18 protein-coding genes and 6 pseudogenes are annotated in these 18,998 nt (G+C 41.5%); 4 read left to right on the top strand and 20 right to left on the bottom strand.

Annotation, left to right across the window (positions count from 1 at the left end):
• Positions 1-11: 11 nt before the first annotated feature.
• Entirely contained in the window at positions 12-410 is a 399-nt protein-coding gene (gene tnpA / locus B9L23_RS02200; protein ID WP_012748944.1) for an IS200/IS605 family transposase, read from the bottom strand.
• A gap of 136 nt (positions 411-546) precedes the next feature.
• Between tnpA and B9L23_RS02195 the strand changes: the two genes are divergently transcribed.
• The gene (locus B9L23_RS02195; protein ID WP_089096807.1) at positions 547-1,299 is read left to right on the top strand and encodes a hypothetical protein; all 753 of its coding nucleotides are present in this window, start codon (positions 547-549) and stop codon (positions 1,297-1,299) included.
• The gene (locus tag B9L23_RS02190; RefSeq protein WP_089096806.1) at positions 1,296-2,822 is read left to right on the top strand and encodes a recombinase family protein; all 1,527 of its coding nucleotides are present in this window, start codon (positions 1,296-1,298) and stop codon (positions 2,820-2,822) included. Before B9L23_RS02195 ends, B9L23_RS02190 begins: the two co-directional genes overlap by 4 nt.
• A gap of 328 nt (positions 2,823-3,150) precedes the next feature.
• Here the strand turns inward: B9L23_RS02190 and B9L23_RS21325 are convergent, their stop codons facing one another.
• Together B9L23_RS21325 and B9L23_RS02185 are read right to left on the bottom strand one after the other, a co-directional pair.
• Entirely contained in the window at positions 3,151-3,282 is a 132-nt protein-coding gene (locus tag B9L23_RS21325; RefSeq protein ID WP_281255458.1) for a hypothetical protein, read from the bottom strand.
• A 23-nt stretch (positions 3,283-3,305) separates the two neighbouring features.
• Positions 3,306-4,338: pseudogene (locus tag B9L23_RS02185) on the bottom strand (IS1595 family transposase).
• Between the two features lie 277 nt (positions 4,339-4,615).
• Here B9L23_RS02185 and B9L23_RS20255 point away from each other — a divergent pair.
• Positions 4,616-4,786 (top strand): hypothetical protein, encoded by a 171-nt coding sequence (locus B9L23_RS20255; RefSeq protein ID WP_169712512.1) that lies wholly within the window; start codon positions 4,616-4,618, stop codon positions 4,784-4,786.
• Positions 4,783-6,261, top strand: coding sequence for a recombinase family protein (locus B9L23_RS02180; protein WP_033010068.1), 1,479 nt, complete (start codon positions 4,783-4,785; stop codon positions 6,259-6,261). The genes B9L23_RS20255 and B9L23_RS02180 overlap by 4 nt, the downstream gene beginning before the upstream one ends.
• A gap of 25 nt (positions 6,262-6,286) precedes the next feature.
• Here B9L23_RS02180 and rlmD read toward each other — a convergent pair whose 3' ends face one another.
• The 17 genes and pseudogenes from rlmD to B9L23_RS02100 form a co-directional block, all read right to left on the bottom strand.
• Positions 6,287-7,666 (bottom strand): 23S rRNA (uracil(1939)-C(5))-methyltransferase RlmD, encoded by a 1,380-nt coding sequence (gene rlmD / locus B9L23_RS02175; protein ID WP_089096805.1) that lies wholly within the window; start codon positions 7,664-7,666, stop codon positions 6,287-6,289.
• Between the two features lie 212 nt (positions 7,667-7,878).
• Positions 7,879-8,790: pseudogene (locus B9L23_RS02170) on the bottom strand (diacylglycerol kinase).
• A gap of 203 nt (positions 8,791-8,993) precedes the next feature.
• Positions 8,994-9,905, bottom strand: a complete 912-nt coding sequence (locus B9L23_RS02165) for a hypothetical protein (protein WP_062679309.1) — start codon at positions 9,903-9,905, stop codon at positions 8,994-8,996.
• A complete protein-coding gene (locus B9L23_RS02160) occupies positions 9,902-10,972 on the bottom strand; it encodes a hypothetical protein (RefSeq protein WP_089096804.1) in 1,071 nt (356 codons plus the stop codon). The genes B9L23_RS02165 and B9L23_RS02160 overlap by 4 nt, the downstream gene beginning before the upstream one ends.
• On the bottom strand, positions 10,969-11,421 hold the full coding sequence (locus B9L23_RS02155) for an anti-sigma factor (RefSeq protein WP_062679307.1): 453 nt from the start codon (positions 11,419-11,421) through the stop codon (positions 10,969-10,971). Before B9L23_RS02155 ends, B9L23_RS02160 begins: the two co-directional genes overlap by 4 nt.
• Positions 11,418-11,981 (bottom strand): sigma-70 family RNA polymerase sigma factor, encoded by a 564-nt coding sequence (locus B9L23_RS02150; RefSeq protein ID WP_062679306.1) that lies wholly within the window; start codon positions 11,979-11,981, stop codon positions 11,418-11,420. The genes B9L23_RS02155 and B9L23_RS02150 overlap by 4 nt, the downstream gene beginning before the upstream one ends.
• 147 nt (positions 11,982-12,128) lie before the next feature.
• Entirely contained in the window at positions 12,129-12,398 is a 270-nt protein-coding gene (locus B9L23_RS02145; RefSeq protein WP_062679305.1) for a hypothetical protein, read from the bottom strand.
• 197 nt (positions 12,399-12,595) lie between these two features.
• Positions 12,596-12,817 (bottom strand): annotated as a pseudogene (locus B9L23_RS02140) (S1C family serine protease); the annotation flags it as partial.
• Positions 12,816-12,974, bottom strand: a pseudogene (locus B9L23_RS02135) (TRAM domain-containing protein); the annotation flags it as partial. The pseudogenes B9L23_RS02135 and B9L23_RS02140, both read right to left, overlap by 2 nt.
• Before the next feature lie 64 nt (positions 12,975-13,038).
• Positions 13,039-13,965, bottom strand: a complete 927-nt coding sequence (locus tag B9L23_RS02130; protein ID WP_089096803.1) for a diacylglycerol kinase — start codon at positions 13,963-13,965, stop codon at positions 13,039-13,041.
• 122 nt (positions 13,966-14,087) lie between these two features.
• Positions 14,088-15,611: a flotillin lipid rafts scaffold protein FloT gene (locus B9L23_RS02125; RefSeq protein ID WP_089096802.1), complete on the bottom strand. Its 1,524-nt coding sequence runs from the start codon at positions 15,609-15,611 to the stop codon at positions 14,088-14,090.
• A complete protein-coding gene (locus B9L23_RS02120) occupies positions 15,611-16,168 on the bottom strand; it encodes an NfeD family membrane protein (RefSeq protein ID WP_089096801.1) in 558 nt (185 codons plus the stop codon). The genes B9L23_RS02125 and B9L23_RS02120 overlap by 1 nt, the downstream gene beginning before the upstream one ends.
• 178 nt (positions 16,169-16,346) lie before the next feature.
• Positions 16,347-16,508, bottom strand: a pseudogene (locus tag B9L23_RS02115) (Mpo1-like protein); the annotation flags it as partial.
• A gap of 157 nt (positions 16,509-16,665) precedes the next feature.
• Positions 16,666-17,008 (bottom strand): annotated as a pseudogene (locus B9L23_RS21620) (metalloprotease); the annotation flags it as partial.
• Positions 16,969-17,097 (bottom strand): hypothetical protein, encoded by a 129-nt coding sequence (locus tag B9L23_RS21320; protein WP_281255457.1) that lies wholly within the window; start codon positions 17,095-17,097, stop codon positions 16,969-16,971. The gene B9L23_RS21320 and the pseudogene B9L23_RS21620, both read right to left, overlap by 40 nt.
• A 20-nt stretch (positions 17,098-17,117) precedes the next feature.
• The gene (locus B9L23_RS02105; protein ID WP_089096799.1) at positions 17,118-18,191 is read right to left on the bottom strand and encodes an ABC transporter substrate-binding protein; all 1,074 of its coding nucleotides are present in this window, start codon (positions 18,189-18,191) and stop codon (positions 17,118-17,120) included.
• Positions 18,188-18,994 (bottom strand): ABC transporter permease, encoded by an 807-nt coding sequence (locus B9L23_RS02100; protein ID WP_089096798.1) that lies wholly within the window; start codon positions 18,992-18,994, stop codon positions 18,188-18,190. Before B9L23_RS02100 ends, B9L23_RS02105 begins: the two co-directional genes overlap by 4 nt.
• Positions 18,995-18,998 lie beyond the last annotated feature (4 nt).

The raw sequence follows: 18,998 nt of genomic DNA, 5'->3' as shown, positions 1-18,998 counted from the left end.
TCGACACCACATCACTTCATACCTTGATTTTCGATATATTTTTTGATTACTTCAATGGGCGCACCACCCGTTGTAAGCAGGCAAAAGCTTCTTGACCAAAAATATTCTTTCCACAGTTTTCTTTTCACTTGCGGAAAATGCTTTTTGATCAGTCGAGAACTTGCACTTTTATAGGCATTGATGAACTTGGATAATTCACTATTTGGATGTGCTTTGAACAAAATATGCACATGGTCCATATCGTGATTCCATTCGACCAAGGAAATATTGTAATTTTTACCCAATCTCACAAACATATCTTTTGCATAGTCAGATATGGTATCATCAATCACTTGTCTGCGATATTTTACAACCAGCACAAGATGATAATACAATAGGAACACTGAATGGTTATTATTGTCTAATTTCATTGATACAACAGCCTTTCATTTTTCTAAAACTGATTATATCATAACACACAAAAAAGAGACAATTTTAGGCTATACCTAACCGAAATTCATCTCCCACTTTCACTTCGTTTAGAAGTGGGAGACTTCTTTCGGAAAGATGTTAAAACAACCATTCTACGCCGGTTACTATATGACTCAGAACGAATATCATCGTTTGCCGCATGTTCCTGCAATTATCACACTCGATGAATACAAGAGTGCAAATAAAAAATTGGAACAATTAGAAAAGCAATATTATGAACTTAAAGCGAAAACGCAAGACAATGTATTCATTCGACCTATATGCTTCATCTGTAACAGCGAAATGTCATTGAAAATGAACACAGTGGGAACTGAAGGATACTTTTTATGCAACAGAAAACATGAATTGGTCGATATTTCAATTCAACAACTTAACAAAGTGATTGATGAAATTGTAACAGAAGCATTAAACAACCTTAATACAAACGAATTGGAAAAGAAATGCATTTCGTTTCTCACTTCATTAAAAAAAGCCAATGATCAGGATAAAACAGCTTGTTTGCAAGCCATTCGACATATTGAATACAAACTATGCACCACATACAACCTATCCAAACCTTGCAATGAAGCCCAAAAACTTTTAGAAGAAATACGTGCATTAGAGTCGAAATTGAACAATATCGTGCAAAAAGAACAAAAAATAAATGAATGCCTACGGGAGATTAACGAATTGGTGCGGCTCATTCAAGTAATGCTGCGGGAAAATCTAGAAGACCATGAGCGCCGCTTACTAGCAAAAATGATGATTAAAAACTTAATTGTCCACCATGATTATGTAATTTGTGAGTTATTTTTCCACGAATTTTTCAAATCGGAGGTTTTAACATGACAATACCCAAATTAAATAAAGGAGTCGGTTATATTCGCCGCTCCAGTCATAAGCAACTGGATAACCATTCAATTGAGATTCAAAAACGCGAGATTGAAATAAAGGCAAAAGCGGAAGGTTACGAAATTATTCACTGGTGTATTGATGACGCAGTCAGCGCCTATCAAAAAAACGCTACGGATCGACCGGGCATGTGGGAGCTTTTTATGTATATTATCAATAACGAAGCTGATGCTGTGTTCTTCTATGAAGAAAGCCGAATAGATCGTACATTCAACAGTTTTGTAACACAAATTTACAACCCCATTAAGTCTCTCAAACCAAATTGTAAGTTCTTTTGCACCACAGTTTCTGGCGAATGGGACGCACATAATACGATTACGGAAATGAAATTGTTATTTGCCGGACAGGAATCTATCATTAAATCCAAACGGACTAAAGATACCCAAGATGGTTTGCTAGCTAAAAAAATCCGTCCGGGCAGCCGAACACCGTTTGGTTATAAAAAAGTCACTGTTGACGAACAAACCGGTTACAAAACATTGATTCCCGACGAAAACGCCCCTATTGTTTTGCTCATTTTTTATCTATCTTCTTGGGGGTATAGCAATGAAAAAATCGCAAACCTTCTAAACGAATGCAATGTTCCTTCGCCATCGGGAAATGGATGGCATGAAAATACAATCGATGCAATCTTACATCGTTATATCTATGCTGGCCATTTAACTTGGAACGTTCGAAAAAGCGCTCATTCCAGTTCCCGTAAACCAAAAGAAGAAATCACTTTCATTGAAAATGTATATGAACCTATTGTGCCGCCCCATCTTTGGCATCTCGTCAATGAAATGAGGGAACTCAAAAAACAAACGAAACAATTTGATACGCCATTTTATTTACGGGGGATTGCTTATTGTAAAAATTGCAAGGTTTCCTTAAAAACTAAGGTTGATACACCTAGCCAATCAACTAAAAAATATATGAAATATGTCTGTCCGAACTGTAGACAAAAAATCGACATGAACGCTGTTCACGAAATTGTATTTACACGTTTCTCTACTCAATGGACCCAACAGTTATACAAGATGAGAAGCCATGCTCAACAACTGCTTCTTCGCTGGAAAAAAGCCTTGCGCAGAGAAGAAGAGTCGTCAAAAAAACAGAATGAGCTGCTATTATACAACGAGCGAATGATTGAGGGGAACAATGAGAAACGCGCGTTTTTAAAACATATTTCTTCTGCAAAAGAAACAATGCAGAAAAAACTTGCACAACTACATTCCGCTATGGAACAAATTGATTTACTGTTGAATAACGATGAGATTGACAAGGTATTTCAACGCTTTGAATATTTAACCTCTTTCGACCAGTTCAGTGATATTGAGAAACGGACACTATCACTAATGTTTATTAACCGTGTCGACATACATTTTGCAAGCAAACGAGTAGATATCGATTTCCGTTTATCTCCCTTTGTAGAGCTAGAAAAAGAAATTAAACAACTTACCGAAAAATCACACGTTTAAATTAAATGACTAACCGAAAAATAATTTTATCTTCTGATTCTCATTCCATGGCACTACGTCAAAAAGCCTTGATACACAAGGCTTTTTGATATGGGGAGTTCGGTCAATTGCCCGTCTAGGTATACCTAGACAGAGAACTAACCGAACCCTCCATTTGCTTGATGGGTAAAAAACCGAAAAATGAAACCACCAATTTTTTTAGAAAAGGCTATGTTAATTTTTAATGTAGATTTTTGTTAATTTTAAAATAGACTTGACTCAACAATTGTAGAATCAAGTCTGTTTCATTTACCATATTGCGTGAACTGACTCCTAAAAATGTGTTTAATCATAACCAATTTTTTACGTAAGCAACTAACCCGAAGAAAGCACCTATTCCTGCCCCAAAAAACAAGATAACAGATATAGGTATTTCTGAAATATTTTTTGTGATGTTCCATTTGTTGCTTTTACCAATCATAAAAATCCCTCCTCTCTCAACAACTATAACAATTTATACGTTCTTAATGAGTGATAAGTTTCGCTAATTGGAAATAAACAACTTTCAACTATCATTTTCCTAATAACTTCTATGTTTCACTATGTCTAAAATTGAAACCAACTCAAATAATGGTCGAAGTATTTTGTTGCAACACCATTAAACCGTTGTATCCAGCCTTTTAAACGACTATGATAGTTATTTACATTTTGAATATGATAAAGTCCTTTTACTCGTTCTTTTCCATCTGACTTGAAACGGTAATGCTCTAATCCTTGATTTTTTGCATACATAGGTAGAAAATGCCCTCCAAGCATCGGTACAAAGCGTATTATTTGAGGACAATTTAGAGCCAATAGCCTTGTCTAATTAAGTTTTCACAATTATACCTCTACCAAGAACACCTGAATAGGTAGATTTTTGACGGTCTCTTGCAATTAAAACACAAACTTGTTCGTGACTGATGCCACGAAATTTTGAAAAACCTCCACGTTTGCGAGGTTTACACCCTTCAATGTTTCTTTTGCCCTTTTCAGAGTACAGAAAATAGGTTTCATCCATTTCTACAATCCCTGAAAATGTGTCGAAGTCCATTTGTTTCAGAGCAGACAATACTTTATGTCTCCAATAGAACAGTGTAACGAAATGAACATCACCAATAAGGTCTGCCGATTTACGAAAGGAATATCCTTCCAACATACATTTAATGAAATCCAACCATTTGTCAGTCTTATGAGTACGATAAAGAGGGGGGGAAGGTTACATCTGTAAAGGTTTTTCGGCAATCTTTACAACGGTATCGTTGACGTTCAACTTCTTTTAGTCCAAGTTTCACCATATACTTACCGAAACACAACTTGTTTAGAACCACAATGTACGCAAGTGTAGCCATCTTTATTTTTACGTTCAGTTACTTCTTGAAATACAGGTTCACTTGCTGAAAATGACGCAAGAGAACTGATAAAGAATTCTTTTAAACGCTGTTGTTCTGCCGAATTCAATTTTTTTTATTTCTGCTATCAATTCTCTTAACGTCATTCTTAACCCTCTATTTGGTTTATTACAGAACATTTGTTTGATCTAATCAGATATCAACAAAATAATTTAACATTGCCTTAGAAAAAACCTTAAAATATAAAAAAACAAAGATATAATATATAAAGATTTCCAAACAAAAAATTAAATACTGACTCCGTAACCCGACAAAAAGCGAAAACCGCAGAGGTTACTAAGCCACTTAATGTATGTAGATGTGGCTGGGTACTCTGCGGTTTTTATTTTTAGACTTACCTTTAAATGAAAGGAGCCAACTATCATGAAGAAACCATTAAATTCTATAGAACGCATTTATAGTGACCCTAAAGTAACCTTTTCTGAACTTATTAAATCCATTATTAATAATAAAATTGACGAAATTGTCAATAATGCTAAAAAGGTGAACACTGCTACATCTCAATTTAGCAAGGAAGGATTGAATGCGAAATGAGATGTGGCGTTTATGTACGAGTTTCTTCTGATAAGTTAGAACAACAAGCTTCTTTGCAGTATCAAAAAGAATTGTTCTACAACTACATCGCAGATAAGGGCTGGGATTTGTATGAAGTTTACATCGATGTTGAATCAGGAACTACAGCAAAGCGCAAAAATCTGCAGCGATTAATTGACGATGCAATGAACAAAAAAATCGATGTTATTTTAGCCAAAGAGCTTTCGCGTTTAGCGAGAAACGGAGAACTCTCTTATCAAATCAAAAATCTTTGTGAAAATCACGGGGTTCACATCATTACGCTAGATGGAGCTATTAACACCTTACAAGGAAATACACACATGTTCGGACTTTATGCTTGGATGTATGAACAAGAAGCTCAACGTACAAGCGAACGAGTAAAAGAAACTCTCAAGACCCGTGCTAAAAAAGGGCTTTTTAAAGGAAGTACACCCCCTTACGGATATACAATCAAAGATGGAAAATTGCACATTCGAGATGATGAAACCCCAAACATTGTTCGCAGAATTTTCAATGAATATCTGGCAGGCTATGGACGCGATTCAATAGCAAGAAGACTCTATAACGAAGGAATACCAACACCAGCTGAAGTGGCTGGAAAAAAGAATGCGGGCGACAAATGGAACGATTCCACCATCAAACTCATTTTAACCAACCCGCACTATACAGGCGATTTGGTTCAAGGGCGTACAACGACTGTGAGTGTTACAAGCACCAAACGAAAAAAGGTGTCTGATGAGGAGCTAATTATTATTCCAAACGCTCATGAGCCGATTATTCCAAGAGACGTATTTGAAGCTGTGCAACATCAGATGAAATTACGTTCAAAAACAATCCCTGCTCCAAAACGGCACCTATTTACGAATATTGCCTATTGCGCTGATTGCGGCAAAGGCATGTGGTATCGCTCAAATCGTAAAGGTTATGTGTGCGGTGGATATGCCAGATTCGGCAAAAAAGCTTGCAGCAGCCATGTCATCAAAGAGGAAGTGCTTAAACAAACCATCATTCATGACATCCAGTCTCTCATGCAGCAAATTGATAAGGAATATTATTTAAAACAACTCGAAGAAAAAGCAAAACAATCTCAACTTTCCGTTCAAAAGAAACTGGATAAAATAAACAAGAAAATTGACGCCTTAAAAGCACGGAAACGCAAATATATCGAGCTACTCGCCGATGACAAAATCACCCAAGAGGATTATCAAGATATGATTGAGGCAAATAGCAAAGAAATCAATGAGCTTGTCGTTTCAAAAAAAGAACTTGAATCTTTGTTATCAAGCCATAAAGTTGTCGAGAACATCCAAAAGTTGAAACAGGAATTAGCCCAATTTTTAAACTTTGATGAATTAACACCGGAAATTCTGCATCGTCTCATTGATCGTATTGAAATTAAAGCCGATGGAACTCCAAAAATTTTTTACCGATTCTCCGCTCCAAAAATTGAATAAAGCAGGAAACAAAAGCGTTTCCTGCTTAATTTTCTCTCAAAACGATCTGCGAGACACACTCAACGTGCGCGGTATGCGGAAACATATCGACCGGCTGCACTTCGATCGTTTGATAGCCGCCGTCTTCTAATATACGCAAATCGCGCGCGAGTGTGGCTGGGTTGCAGGAAACGTACACCACGCGCTTTGGTTTCATGGCAATGATCGTTTGCAAAAGTGTTTCATCGCAGCCTTTGCGCGGCGGGTCGACAACGATGCAGTCCGCGTGGATGCCTTGTTCATGCCATTTTGGAATGACTGCTTCCGCCTCGCCGATGGCAAATTCAACGTTGGTGATGCCGTTTAATTCAGCATTGCGTTTTGCATCTTCAATCGCTTCCGGCACCACTTCGACACCGTACACTTTTTTCGCTTTTTTTGCTAAAAACAACGAAATCGTGCCGATGCCGCAGTAGGCGTCAATGACCGTTTCTTCTCCCGTTAATTGCGCGTATTCCAACGCTTTTTCATACAGCACTTTCGTCTGTTCGGGATTGACTTGATAGAAAGAACGTGCCGAGATCGCGAATTTAATGTCACCGATGTAATCGTAAATGTATTCGGCTCCCCACAATACTTTCGTCTCGTCACCCATAATGACATTCGTCTTTTTCGGGTTAATGTTTTGAATAATCGATTTTACATTTGGCACGGAGTCAATAATTTCTTGCACAATTTTCTTTTTGTGCGGCAACTCTTCCGTGCGGGTAATAAGGACGACCATCACTTCTTTTGTCACTGCCCCGTAGCGCGCCATAATATGACGGAGCACCCCTTTATGCGCCACCTCATTATAGGCAGGCACCTTATATTTTTCACAAATTTTTTTCACCGTCTGTACGACGACATCGTTCATTTCCTGCTGGATGAGACAGGCATCCATATCGATAATTTCGTGGCTGCGCTCTTGGTAAAAGCCAGCGACAAGCCCGCCTTCGCGCTCGCCTACGGGAACTTGCGCCTTATTGCGGTAGCGCCACGGATCTTTCATCCCAATGACAGGATGAACGGTTACATTTTCCAGCTTCCCGATGCGCGCCATTACTTCTTTCACATGTTTCTGCTTCGCCTTCAGTTGGCCTTCGTAGCTTAAGTGCTGCAGCTGGCAGCCGCCGCACTGCTTATAAATCGGGCACAGGGGCGTGACGCGGTCCGGGCTTTGCTCATACAGCTCCATGAGACGTCCGTAGCCATATCCTTTTTTCACTTTAATGACTTTTATTTTCGCTTTTTCCCCCGGCAGACCGTTTTTGACAAAAATCGGGAATCCATCGATTTTCGCAACGCCTAACCCGTCATGCGTCAAATCTTCAAAAGTGACGTCATAGTATTCATTTTTCGCAACTGGAGCTTCTACTTTTGTCATCGTTCCTACTTCCTTTTCGTGAAAATGCTGCACTGATTGTATCATACAATCGCTTCGGACACAAAAAGAGAACAGGTCACAGCACTGTTACCATATAGGGTGCCCGAGGCTGACCAAAAGCAAAGTGTCAGACCCCGCAACATCATATATCGTGAAATGGATGTGAGGTCAGACACTTATCAGGCAGCTCCAGCACCACTATGTGCTCCGCGCTAATATCCTGCTCTCATTTGTTCTGCTTTTTCCTTTGGTACAAATACTTCAAGATGTTGATACAAGTTGACGAACTCGCCAGGCAACAGTCCGCCGTACTCGCCATCTAAATTAAGCTGGATTTTGTTTGGCGAGGTGACTTTAATGCGGTTCGCCTTCGTACAAATTAAATGCGGATCGTTAATGTGCGCACCTCTTGCAGCAAGCGTGGCAATACGGATAAATTCCGCAAGATTTGTTTTCTTTAAAATAATTAAATCAAACATGCCGTCATTCAACGAGGAGTCTGGCGCCAACTTTTCAAAACCGCCGACAGAATTCGTCAGCGAAGCTAAAAACAGCATAATTTCGCCTTCATACACCTTGCCGTCATACTCAATGCGCACCTCAGTCGCTTTAATCGACGGCAGCATTTCAATTCCTTTTAAATAATACGCCAGCTGACCGAGCATCGTTTTTAATTTGCTCGGCACTTCATACGTTAACTCGGTTAAACGGCCGCCTCCGGCAATGTTAATAAAGTAACGCGTCTTTCCTTCATTCGTCACACAGCCGATATCAATCGGCACCGCTTCACCGTTAATAATGATATCGCATGCTCCTTCAATTGTGCGCAGAACACCAACCGCCCGGGCAAAATCGTTCGTCATGCCAACCGGGATAATGCCAAGCTTCGGACGATATGTTTGATTGGCAATTCCATTCACTACTTCGTTAATCGTCCCATCTCCGCCGGCAGCGATAACAAGGTCAAATTTGCGCTCGACCACTGCCCGTTCCGCCTTTGTCGCATCCCCCGCTCCCGTTGTCGCATGACAAGACGTTTCATAACCGGCTTGTTCCAGCTGAATTAATACATCGGGCTAATGCTTTTTAAACAACTCACGTCCTGATGTTGGATTGTAAATAATTCTTCGCTCTTTTCATATCCCCATCATCCTATTTGCCCAAAGATTAAATAAATACATATTTTCCACTATTTACCATTATAAAAAAGGCTGTTGCAATTTTTTCGTCTTTAAATAAGGAAAGATGTTATAGCTGAAATATTATATCAAAAACGGACAAAAGTTTTCATTAAAAATACGCTGACACCTCGGTTGTTCTTAGTTACTTAATTTGACACATGCACCGCTGCATGCTGTGAATCAAAAACATAAATATGATGAGTTCCGTCCCCTAATTGAACCTTGCCTTTAAACGTTTGCTCCGGCAACGTTTTTTCTGTCTCTCCGCTTTCTCTTTGCCACGCGATATTTCCGTCTTCTAAACTCTCACGCGTCACAGCTGTTACGAGAATATCTGTATTTTTATCAAGGCTAATCTGAACATCCTCCGCTTTTGAAACAGTCCAATTGGCGGCAAGCTTCCGCGGATAAAGAAGCACTGAATTATAGTTCCCGCGTACTTCGAGCGAAAGATGCTGCGGAATAACGACAGTCGGGGTCATCGCGTTCACCGTATGAAACAGTCCTTCCTTCCGCGGCATTTCTTTTATAGTAATATACATCGTATCCCCGACAATATTCATCGCAACATAATCTTCCTGCTTTTTGATGTCGTTGGCTGAAAGAGATTGGTATGTTCCAAAGATTTGAATTTCACCGTTGCTGCCTCCTTCAATCACAATCGGTTGGCTCCCTGTTTGTAAGACAGTTCTCTTCATCTCAGGCGAAACAGACTGCCGGACATTCGGCAGGTGAAAGACTTTCGTTTCTGCACTAACGACCGTGCGAATTTCTTGCCATATTCCTGTTGATGAAAGCAATACAAATAAAACGGCTACCGAACCGAGCACCCCGATAAAGATGATGCTCAAAAAATCATATTTGATCAATGTATTTTCCTGCTTCGAAAAATAAAGATACACAAGAATTTCAACGCCAAGCAACACTAAGAGAAACGGCCACCAGCTCGCAAAAATGTCTGCAGCTCCCATTCCTTCCCATTGAGAAATAAACAACACGATGCCAAGCAAAATAAGAGAGGCTCCCATTGACACCGTCCCAACGCGCCATTTTCTCATTTCGTCCCCTCCTTCTTCTCTTTACTGCCTAAAAGCAGCTTGAAGCCGCCGCCAATTAACAAAATGCAAACGATCGTTGTTTGGAAAAATTGATTGTACCAGTAATAAATATCGATTTGTAATAGCTTTGATAGATGCGAAGCAAATGCTGGAAGCAGGATGCTGTCAAGCAAATAATAAAGACCTAACAACAATAATCCGAATCCAACCCATCTTTGATGATTGATAAAGTAGGAAACGATCGGCTGATCCTCAAGCTCTTCTTCGCCATACTTCGACGCCTTCTGCAATGCGTCAAAAAAGCTGTAAAACCAAATGAGCGGAATAAGGAAGAAAAAGGCAGACAGTCTTAACACATCCATCACATAAATCGCCAGCAAAAAGGCGGCCATTAACTGCAAGCCTCTGCGCTGTAATCCTAAGTACATATGACCCGCACCCGGAAAAATCGAAAGAAGAGTCGCAAGTGTTTTGCTTTTCCTTCCATCCTCTCGTTTCGCTTCAAAATCTTCGAAAATCGTTCGATCGACCAGTGACTCGCCGTTTTGTTTTCGATTGAGCTGTTGAACAACATCAAACATGTTGTAAATCCAAACGATCGGCAAAATTCCTAAAAAAACTAAGAAGCTGCCTTCATGCAGCAATACCGTTACAAAAAATATCATGATCATAAGCCCAAAGAAGCTGATTAATAACGTTAACCCTCGGTTCATCAAGCCGAGCTGGAAATGCCCGAGCCCGGGAATGAAGGAAAGAAGAATCGTGTAAAACTTCTCGTTGTCCTGATTTGCCTGTAAAACCTCTCCTTGGACAAGTGTATGCTCCGGCTGTCTTTTGATGAGTGTAAGAATCATATCTAAAATACTGATCAACCAAATCAATAAAGAAAAGAGGACGATCGCCAGCGGTCCACTATTATATGTCAAAAAGACAAGACCGACCGCGAGCACAATCGGCACAAAAAAGGAAAAGCTATAAAACACTCCCCTTGCTTTTTTATTTAAATAAAAATGCCCAGCACCAGGGATAAATGATAAAAAGAACGCAACTAACGAATTTTTGTTCATCGATTATTCACTTCCTCCTTTTGATTTACCTTTAGCCAATCGAGAAATGATAATGTTTTATCCATCCATTGTTCCGTATAGGCCGGCCTGTTTCCTGATAAATCTGTTCCAACAACGCCGGCATTTGTGACTAATTGAAAAATTCCCGAAGACATAAACCCAATCGTAATCGCAGCGGCAATTCCGTAATGAAGCAATTTTTGCTTCGTCTGTGTCTGCTTCGTACGCTTTGGCTTTTTATATTGTTCAACTTGTGCAAGGATGACATCGGCTGAAACAGCTTCATCGGAAGGATTCGGCAAGTCGGAAGCATTTTCTTCAATGAGCTCCATATATACCGCTAAGCATTGATCACAACTATAAAGGTGGCTCTCCATTTCCTCTCTTTTTTCCTCTGGCAGTACATCACAAATGAACTGCCGCCATTCTTCGTTCGTGTAATGACTCATTGAAAATCCTCCTCCCTCCAATGCTTTCTTAGCCAGCTGCGTGCTCTGTAAAGCTTTGTCTCGACCGTTTTCACTTCGACATTTTGTTCTTTCGCAATTTGTTGATACGATTTTTCATCTATGTAATAAGCGTAAATAACATCTCGATAGTTAAGCGGAATTTCCTCAAGACGTTGGCGGATTCGCTCTCGCTCCTCTTTTTTCATAACCGAAACTTCAACCCTTTCATCGGCTTCGGCCTCAATGGACTCCATTACTTCTTCACGCTGCCGCTGCATTTTCCGCTTGACATCAATCGCGTAGTTCACAGCAATGCGCGTCATCCATGTTTTAAAGCCTTGTGACTGATATCGGGGGAGTGAAAAATAAATCCGCACAAATACTTCCTGCGTAACATCCTCGGCATCTTTTTCGTTGCGAATAATCGAGTACACCGTTTTAAATAAATAATTGCGGTATTTCTCGATTAACAGGCGAAATGCATGCTCGTCTCCTTTCCTTGCTTTCGCGATTAATGCTTCGTCCTGAATCTCACTCTCCCCCTTTCTATCTGTCTTCACTTATATAGACGAAATCATTAGCCGTTTGCCCTACACTTTTTTGTAATTTTTTTTGTGTCAATTTTTGTGAAATAAAAAAACGCCTAGGAAACAGGCGCCCCATCTTTTTCTCCTTAAAACCAAACCAATCGTTCGTTCAGTAAATTTCTACCTTTTGGGTAACAACATAAACGCAAAATAAGTAAAAATAGCGAATAAGAGACTGAATCCAAATAGTATGCTTCCAGCAATGAGAAAGCTATGAATATAACTTTCTAATATGATATGATAACGCTCCGTACTCGCTCCGCCTTGCTTTGCTACCCATGAGTCTGCCAAGGACGTTCCAAAATCAACACTAAAAAAAATGAGAACCAATCCAACAACTCCTATTACGGTTACAAAAAAACCGGTCCATTTTAACTGATTCTCCGTCATTTAATCCCTCCAATAAACAAATTTAGATAAGAGTTAGAAGCCCTCCTCACAAAAACATGTAATCGTCGTAAGGATTTATGAAAACAATCATCTATTTTATGGAATTCATGTTTGTAAACTTAATTCTAATGTTGTCATAGAAAATCCTTCTTGTTTTAAGAGAAAAACATGATTCACCAATAGTCGAGAATCGCTGCTGAAAAATCGCTTACATTCCGCAATCCTACCCCAAGATAGGTCCGTTTCACTTCTCCGTATTGCAATAAATCTTCCACAATAGGCTTCACATCTTCACTCGGAATCGCAAAACCTAATCCCTCTACACCATCTTCTGAAATTTTGAGACTATTAATTCCAACAACTTGTCCAGCGCTATTAATCAATGCTCCGCCACTGTTTCCCAGGTTAATCGCTACATCGATTTACTTTGATAACTTTCACTTTCGCTTTTTCACCGGGCAAACCGTTTGGAACGAAAATTGGAAAACCATCGATTTTCGCCACCCCTGCCCCGTCGTGCGTTAAATCTTCAAATACGACGTCATAATATTCGTTTTTTGCTACTGGTGTTTCCATTTGTCTTTCCCCTTCCGCGAAATGCTGTCAAGATTGTAGCATAGTCGAACAAAAAAGAACAGGTTCACTCCCCTGTTCTCATTTGCTCAGCTTTTTCTTTCGGAACAAATACGTTCATATGGCGATATAAGTTAACAAATTCGCCCGGAAGCATGCCGCCATACTCGCCGTCTAAATTTAGCTGCATATTGTTTGGCGAAGTTACTTTAATGCGGTTTGCCTTCGTGTAAATGAGGTGCGGATCGTTAATATGCTCCCCGCGCGCCGCGAGCGTCACTAATCGGATAAATTCCGCCAAATTCGTTTTCTTTAAAATAATTAAATCAAACATGCCGTCATTCAAAGACGAGTCCGGCGCCAGCTTTTCAAAGCCGCCGACAGAGTTGGTGAGCGATACTAAAAAGAGCATAATTTCTCCTTCAAACATTTTGCCGTCATATTCAATGCGAGCCTCTGTCGCTTTGATCGATGGCAGCATCTCAATTCCTTTTAAATAGTAGGCAAGCTGGCCAAGCACCGTTTTCAATTTGCTTGGCACCTCATAGGTTAGTTCTGTTAAACGGCCGCCTCCCGCAATGTTAATAAAATAGCGCGTTTTTCCTTCATTTGTTACGGAGCCGATATCGATCGGAACGGCTTCTCCATTGGCGATAATGTCGCATGCTCCTTCAATCGAACGCGGCACGCCGATGGCGCGGGCGAAATCGTTCGTCGTCCCGACCGGAATAATGCCAAGCTTTGGACGATAATCTTGATCGGCAATCCCGTTGACGACTTCGTTGATTGTTCCGTCCCCGCCGGCAGCTACCACTAAATCAAATTCGCGCTCAACCGCTTTGCGGGCCGCTTCGGTCGCGTCTCCCGCTCCTTCCGTCGCATGGCAAGATGTTTCATAACCTGCTTTTTCTAATTTTACTAACACATCTGGCAAATGTTTTTTAAATATTTCTCGACCTGACGTTGGATTGTAAATAATCCTCGCTCGTTTCATCATTCATCATCCTACTTTATTTAATGTTCAATTCCACTATTTAACATAATAGCGGAATTGCCCAGCAGTTGCAACGATGACGTCTTTCCATCAAGAAAGGGCTGATCTCTCAGCCCTTTTCATTATTGCCCTGCTGTTTTCCGTTGCTCCACCGCGTCTTCACTCGCTTGGATACTTGGCGGTTCCACATTTCCTTTTGCCGCAAAGTTTTCTAGCAATTGTTTCACATCGATCCCCGTGGAAGCTTTCAATGTTTCCTGCAGGCTGGCCATTAAATTGGTCGCATAGCCGGTAATGCGGTTCGCCCCGCCGTTTGTGCTATTAGAACCCGTATCGACAATCGTAATTTTATCGATATTCGCAAGCGGACTTGCCACTTGTTTCGCGTATTCTGGAAGCATTTTGATAATCATATCGAGAATCGCCGCTTGACCATACCGTTCGAACGCTTCGGCGATTTTTTGTTTCGCTTCCGCTTCGGCCAATCCTTTCAAGCGGATAATTTCTGCTTCTGCTTCCCCTTTTGCTTTTTCCGCTTCTGCCTTAGCAAGCCCGTCAAGCCGGATTCGTTCTGCCTCCGCTTTCGCCATCGCTTCGATGCGGTATTTTTGAGCCTCCGCTTCCGCCATTAACTTCGCCTTTTCCGCTACTGCGGCCTGCTCAATCGCATAACGTTCGGCGTCCGCTTTTTTCTTCACTTCCGAATCATATTGCCGTTCACGGCGCAAAATTTCTTTTTCCTCGAGCTCGATTTGCTTTTGCCGCTCAATAATTTTAATTTGCATTTGTTGTTCCATTACTTCCTGTTTCGCTTTTGCTTCTTCTAAATGATACGCCTGATCGGCGCGCGCTTTCGCGATATCTTGTTCACGGCGGAACTCCGCCAATTTCAACTGGTTAATTTTCTCTGCTTCCGCGATTTCGGTCATGCGCTCCAACTCCGCTTTGCGCGCTTCTTTATCGGCTTCCGCGCGCTTAATGCGCGTTTCTTTTTCCGCTTCGGCTGTCGCGATATCCGCATCTCGCTTCACTTGGGCGATGCGCGGTTTCCCTAACGCGTCTAAATAGCCGTTTTTATCGCGCACGTCTTTAATGGTGAACGATACGATGACAAGCCCCATTTTCGCTAAATCATGTGAAGCGACGCGCTGCACTTCTTGGGAAAACTTGTCGCGGTTTTTATAAATTTCCTCGACCGTCATCGAACCGAGAATGGAGCGAAGATGGCCTTCCAATACTTCACGCGCTTCATTTTCCATATCTTGGCGTGTTTTTCCTAAAAATTGCTCCGCCGCTGTAGCAATCTCGCCAATGGAACTGCCTACTTTAATGATCGCCACGCCATCCGCCATGACGGGAACGCCTTGTTCCGTATAAACTTCCGGCGTCTGTACATCTAGTTTAATAGAAAGAAGGCTAAGCGGCTCCGCCTGCTGGAAAATCGGCAGTACAAACGTCCCGCCGCCGCGGACAATTTTAATTTTATTTCCTGATTCATCGACATGCACATTTTTGCTTCCTAAATAACTTCCTGTCACAATGAGTGCTTCATCTGGTCCGACAGTGCGATAACGAAGCATAAAAATAGCTACTAATCCGATAAGAAGCAGTACGACAACGCCGATAACAATTAACATTGGCGTCATTAAGCATATCCCCCTTTATGTAATGATGAAATATAATATGGATCGTGCTTCGCCACAACAGCGACGCCGTTTTCCATTTTCACGATAATCACTTCCGTCCCTGAGGCGATTTCTTCGTTGTCCATGCTTTTTGCTGGTTTCGAAATCGCTCCGCTCTTCCGCTGCAGCAAAATCTCTCCAAACCCATCGGACGGCACAGTTACAATCACTTTCGCAAGCGACCCTTCCAAGTCCGTTTCCGAATAATTCAGTGATGTTTCCGCAGAGCGGAGCGGAATAAATACGAAAAAGTGCAAAAGCAAGACGACAATGACAGCAATTCCTGCGCTAATCAAAGCGATGAGCGCGCTAGACATCCCTGTATATCGTTCGAACAAATAACCGGACGCGCTTCCAACGGTAAAAAATGATAAAATAAGCTGTGGGCTAAACAATGGATGGTCTGGCATATCAAACATGCCATCGACCATATCGCTGAAAAAAATATATAATAACGTCAACCCCCCGCTTACAACAAGCACAGCCAAATACACCGTTTCTAATGGATATCCGAACAATCCCTACACCCTCTTTCCGCCAGCGTCTATCTAATTATACGAAATGCCATGCGTTTCTGTTTCATAACTTTTCAGATTAATATTAATTTTTCTTACATTATCTTGCATATTTCCTCTTTTTTTTAAAATAAAGGCACCGTTTCACAACATGAAACGGCGCTGCCTTATGTTTATTTGACTACTGCTTTATCGAAGGAGGAACGGAATGCGCCTCTGTTAACTTATCAATCTCTTTTTCTAACTGTCCTAGAAGCATCATTCGGTACATGCGAAAATCTGCACGCAACGACCAAAGCGGATGACCGAACGTTGCCGGCTTATTCCCTTCGATAAAAGCATGTATCGTTCGAGCGCCTGCAATACTGATTCATTGATTTCTTTATGGATTTGCGCCTTTTTCCAGCGGAACTCCCGGCGCAAAAGCTCCCAGCATTTCAAAGCGCCTAACAAGATAATGAGCGGGGCGATTGGTCCCGGATTCCAAAGAAAATACACAAACATCCCAATAAGACCAAAAAACCATATTTTTGGCGAAATCACTCCGACAATTCGCCCTCCATCTAACGGATGCAGAGGCATAAGATTGAATAAATTAATAAGCGCTCCAAGCGCAATGACTAATCCCCAAAACGGGTTTCCCGTCATCCAGTACAATGGCAAAGCTGGGAGAAACCCCAATGTCCCCCATAACGGTCCGGCGTATGCTAAATACGCCTCATCTTTCGCCGATTTTGGTTCTTCCTTTAGCGCAATAAGCGCCCCGACAAACGGAATAAAAATCGCCTTCGATGTTGGAATTCCTAACCTTTTTGCCGCAAACAAATGGCCCATTTCATGCACTTAAAAATCGCCAGCACCCACTTTAATTTTCCTGCTAGAAACAAAACAACAGACAAAAACGCGAGCCACGCCTTTTTAAACTGCTTCAATTCTCTCAGTCTCCCTTTCCTTATTTCCGATGCATTTTAAACTGCAAAAACAGCTCGTTGTAATAAGCAAGCATTCGTTTTCCTAAATTCTCGTACACTTCTAAGTTTCCGACCGACTCAAAATCTGGATAAAACCGTTTATCCTCAGTTACTTCTTTCGGCAAATAGTCCAGCGCCTTCTCATTCGGCGTCGAATAGCCGACATACTCCGCGTTTTGCGCGGCGTTTTTCGGATCAAGCATAAAATTAATAAATTGGTGCGCCCCGTCAATGTTTTTCGCCGTTTTCGGAATCACCATATTATCGAACCACAAGTTTGATCCTTCTTTCGGCACGACATAATCGAGCTTGTCATTTTCCGCAATGATCTCCGCCGCATCACCTGACCAAACGACGCCGATCGCCGCTTCTTCATTGACCAAAAGCATTTTAATCTCATCGCCGACAACCGCTTTGACGTTCGGGGTGAGGCGGTCCAGCTTTTCCTTCGCTTCCTGCAAGTGTTTCTTATTCGTGTCATTTAGCGAATAATGCAGACTGTTGAGCCCCATGCCAATCACTTCACGCGCGCCGTCAACCAACAAAATTTGATTGCGCAAATCTTTATCCCATAAATCGTTCCAGCTCGTGATTTTCTTTCCGCCAAGCATTTCCGGATTATAGACGATGCCGACCGTCCCCCAAAAATACGGGACGGAATACTTGTTGCCTGGATCAAATGATAAATTCAAAAAGCGCGGATTGATATATTTTAAATTCGGCAGTTTCGAATGGTCGAGCGGAATAAGCAACCCATCTTCTTTCATTTTACTGATCGCATATTCAGAAGGAACGGCAACATCAAACGTCGTACCGCCTTGGGCAATTTTCGCCATCATCGCTTCATTGGAATCAAACGTTTGGTAGATGACTTTTATGCCCGTCTGCTTTTCGAACTTTTTAATAAGCTCAGGATCGATGTAATCGCCCCAGTTATACACTGTCAATGTATTCTTTCCAGAATATCCCTCCGCTTTATTCAGCTGGGAAGACACGTAAAGCAGTACAAACGAGGCGAGAAACACCGCCGCAAAAAATGATATAAGCTTCCTCATTTTCGTCGCCCCCTCATTCCGTATAAGGAGCTGCTTTTCTGGCTAATAAAGTAGTAGCCAATCACCAGCACAACCGTAAACAAAAATAACAATGTCGATAATGCGTTAATCGACAGCGAAATGCCTTGACGCGCCCGCGAATAAATTTCGACCGATAACGTGGAAAAACCGTTGCCTGTCACAAAAAACGTCACCGCAAAATCATCCAGCGAATACGTCAATGCCATGAAAAAACCAGCGAAAATACCAGGGGTAATAAACGGCAATATTACTTTCGTCAGCACATCCCATTGATTCGCCCCTAAATCGCGAGCCGCATCAATCAGTGTCGGACTCATTTCCTGCAATTTTGGAAGCACCATCAACACGACGATCGGAACACTAAATGCGATATGCGACAGCAGCACCGACGTAAAACCGAGCTGAATGCCGATAATCGTAAACAAAATGAGAAATGAGGCGCCGATAATGACATCGGGGCTGACGATCAAGACGTTATTCAACGTTAAAAGCAGCTGTTTCATTTGCCGCTTTTTCACATAATAAATCGCAAGCGCTCCCATCACGCCGAGAATAGTGGAAATCGCCGCAGACAAAAGGGCAATCGTCAGTGTATTTAACACGATAATCCATAAACGGGTATCACCGATCACCTCTTTATACCATTCCAACGTAAACCCTTCGAAATCATGCATCGTTCCGCCGCTATTAAACGAATAGTAAATTAAATAAATAATCGGGGTGTACAAAATGAGAAACACGAACACTAAATACGCGTTCGCCCACTTTTTATTGCCTCGCATCGCC

The organism is Parageobacillus galactosidasius (genome assembly GCF_002217735.1).
Classification (GTDB): domain Bacteria; phylum Bacillota; class Bacilli; order Bacillales; family Anoxybacillaceae; genus Parageobacillus_B; species Parageobacillus_B toebii.
The sequence above is the reverse complement of the archived record's forward strand: the minus strand, read 5'-3'. Positions and strand labels throughout refer to the sequence as shown.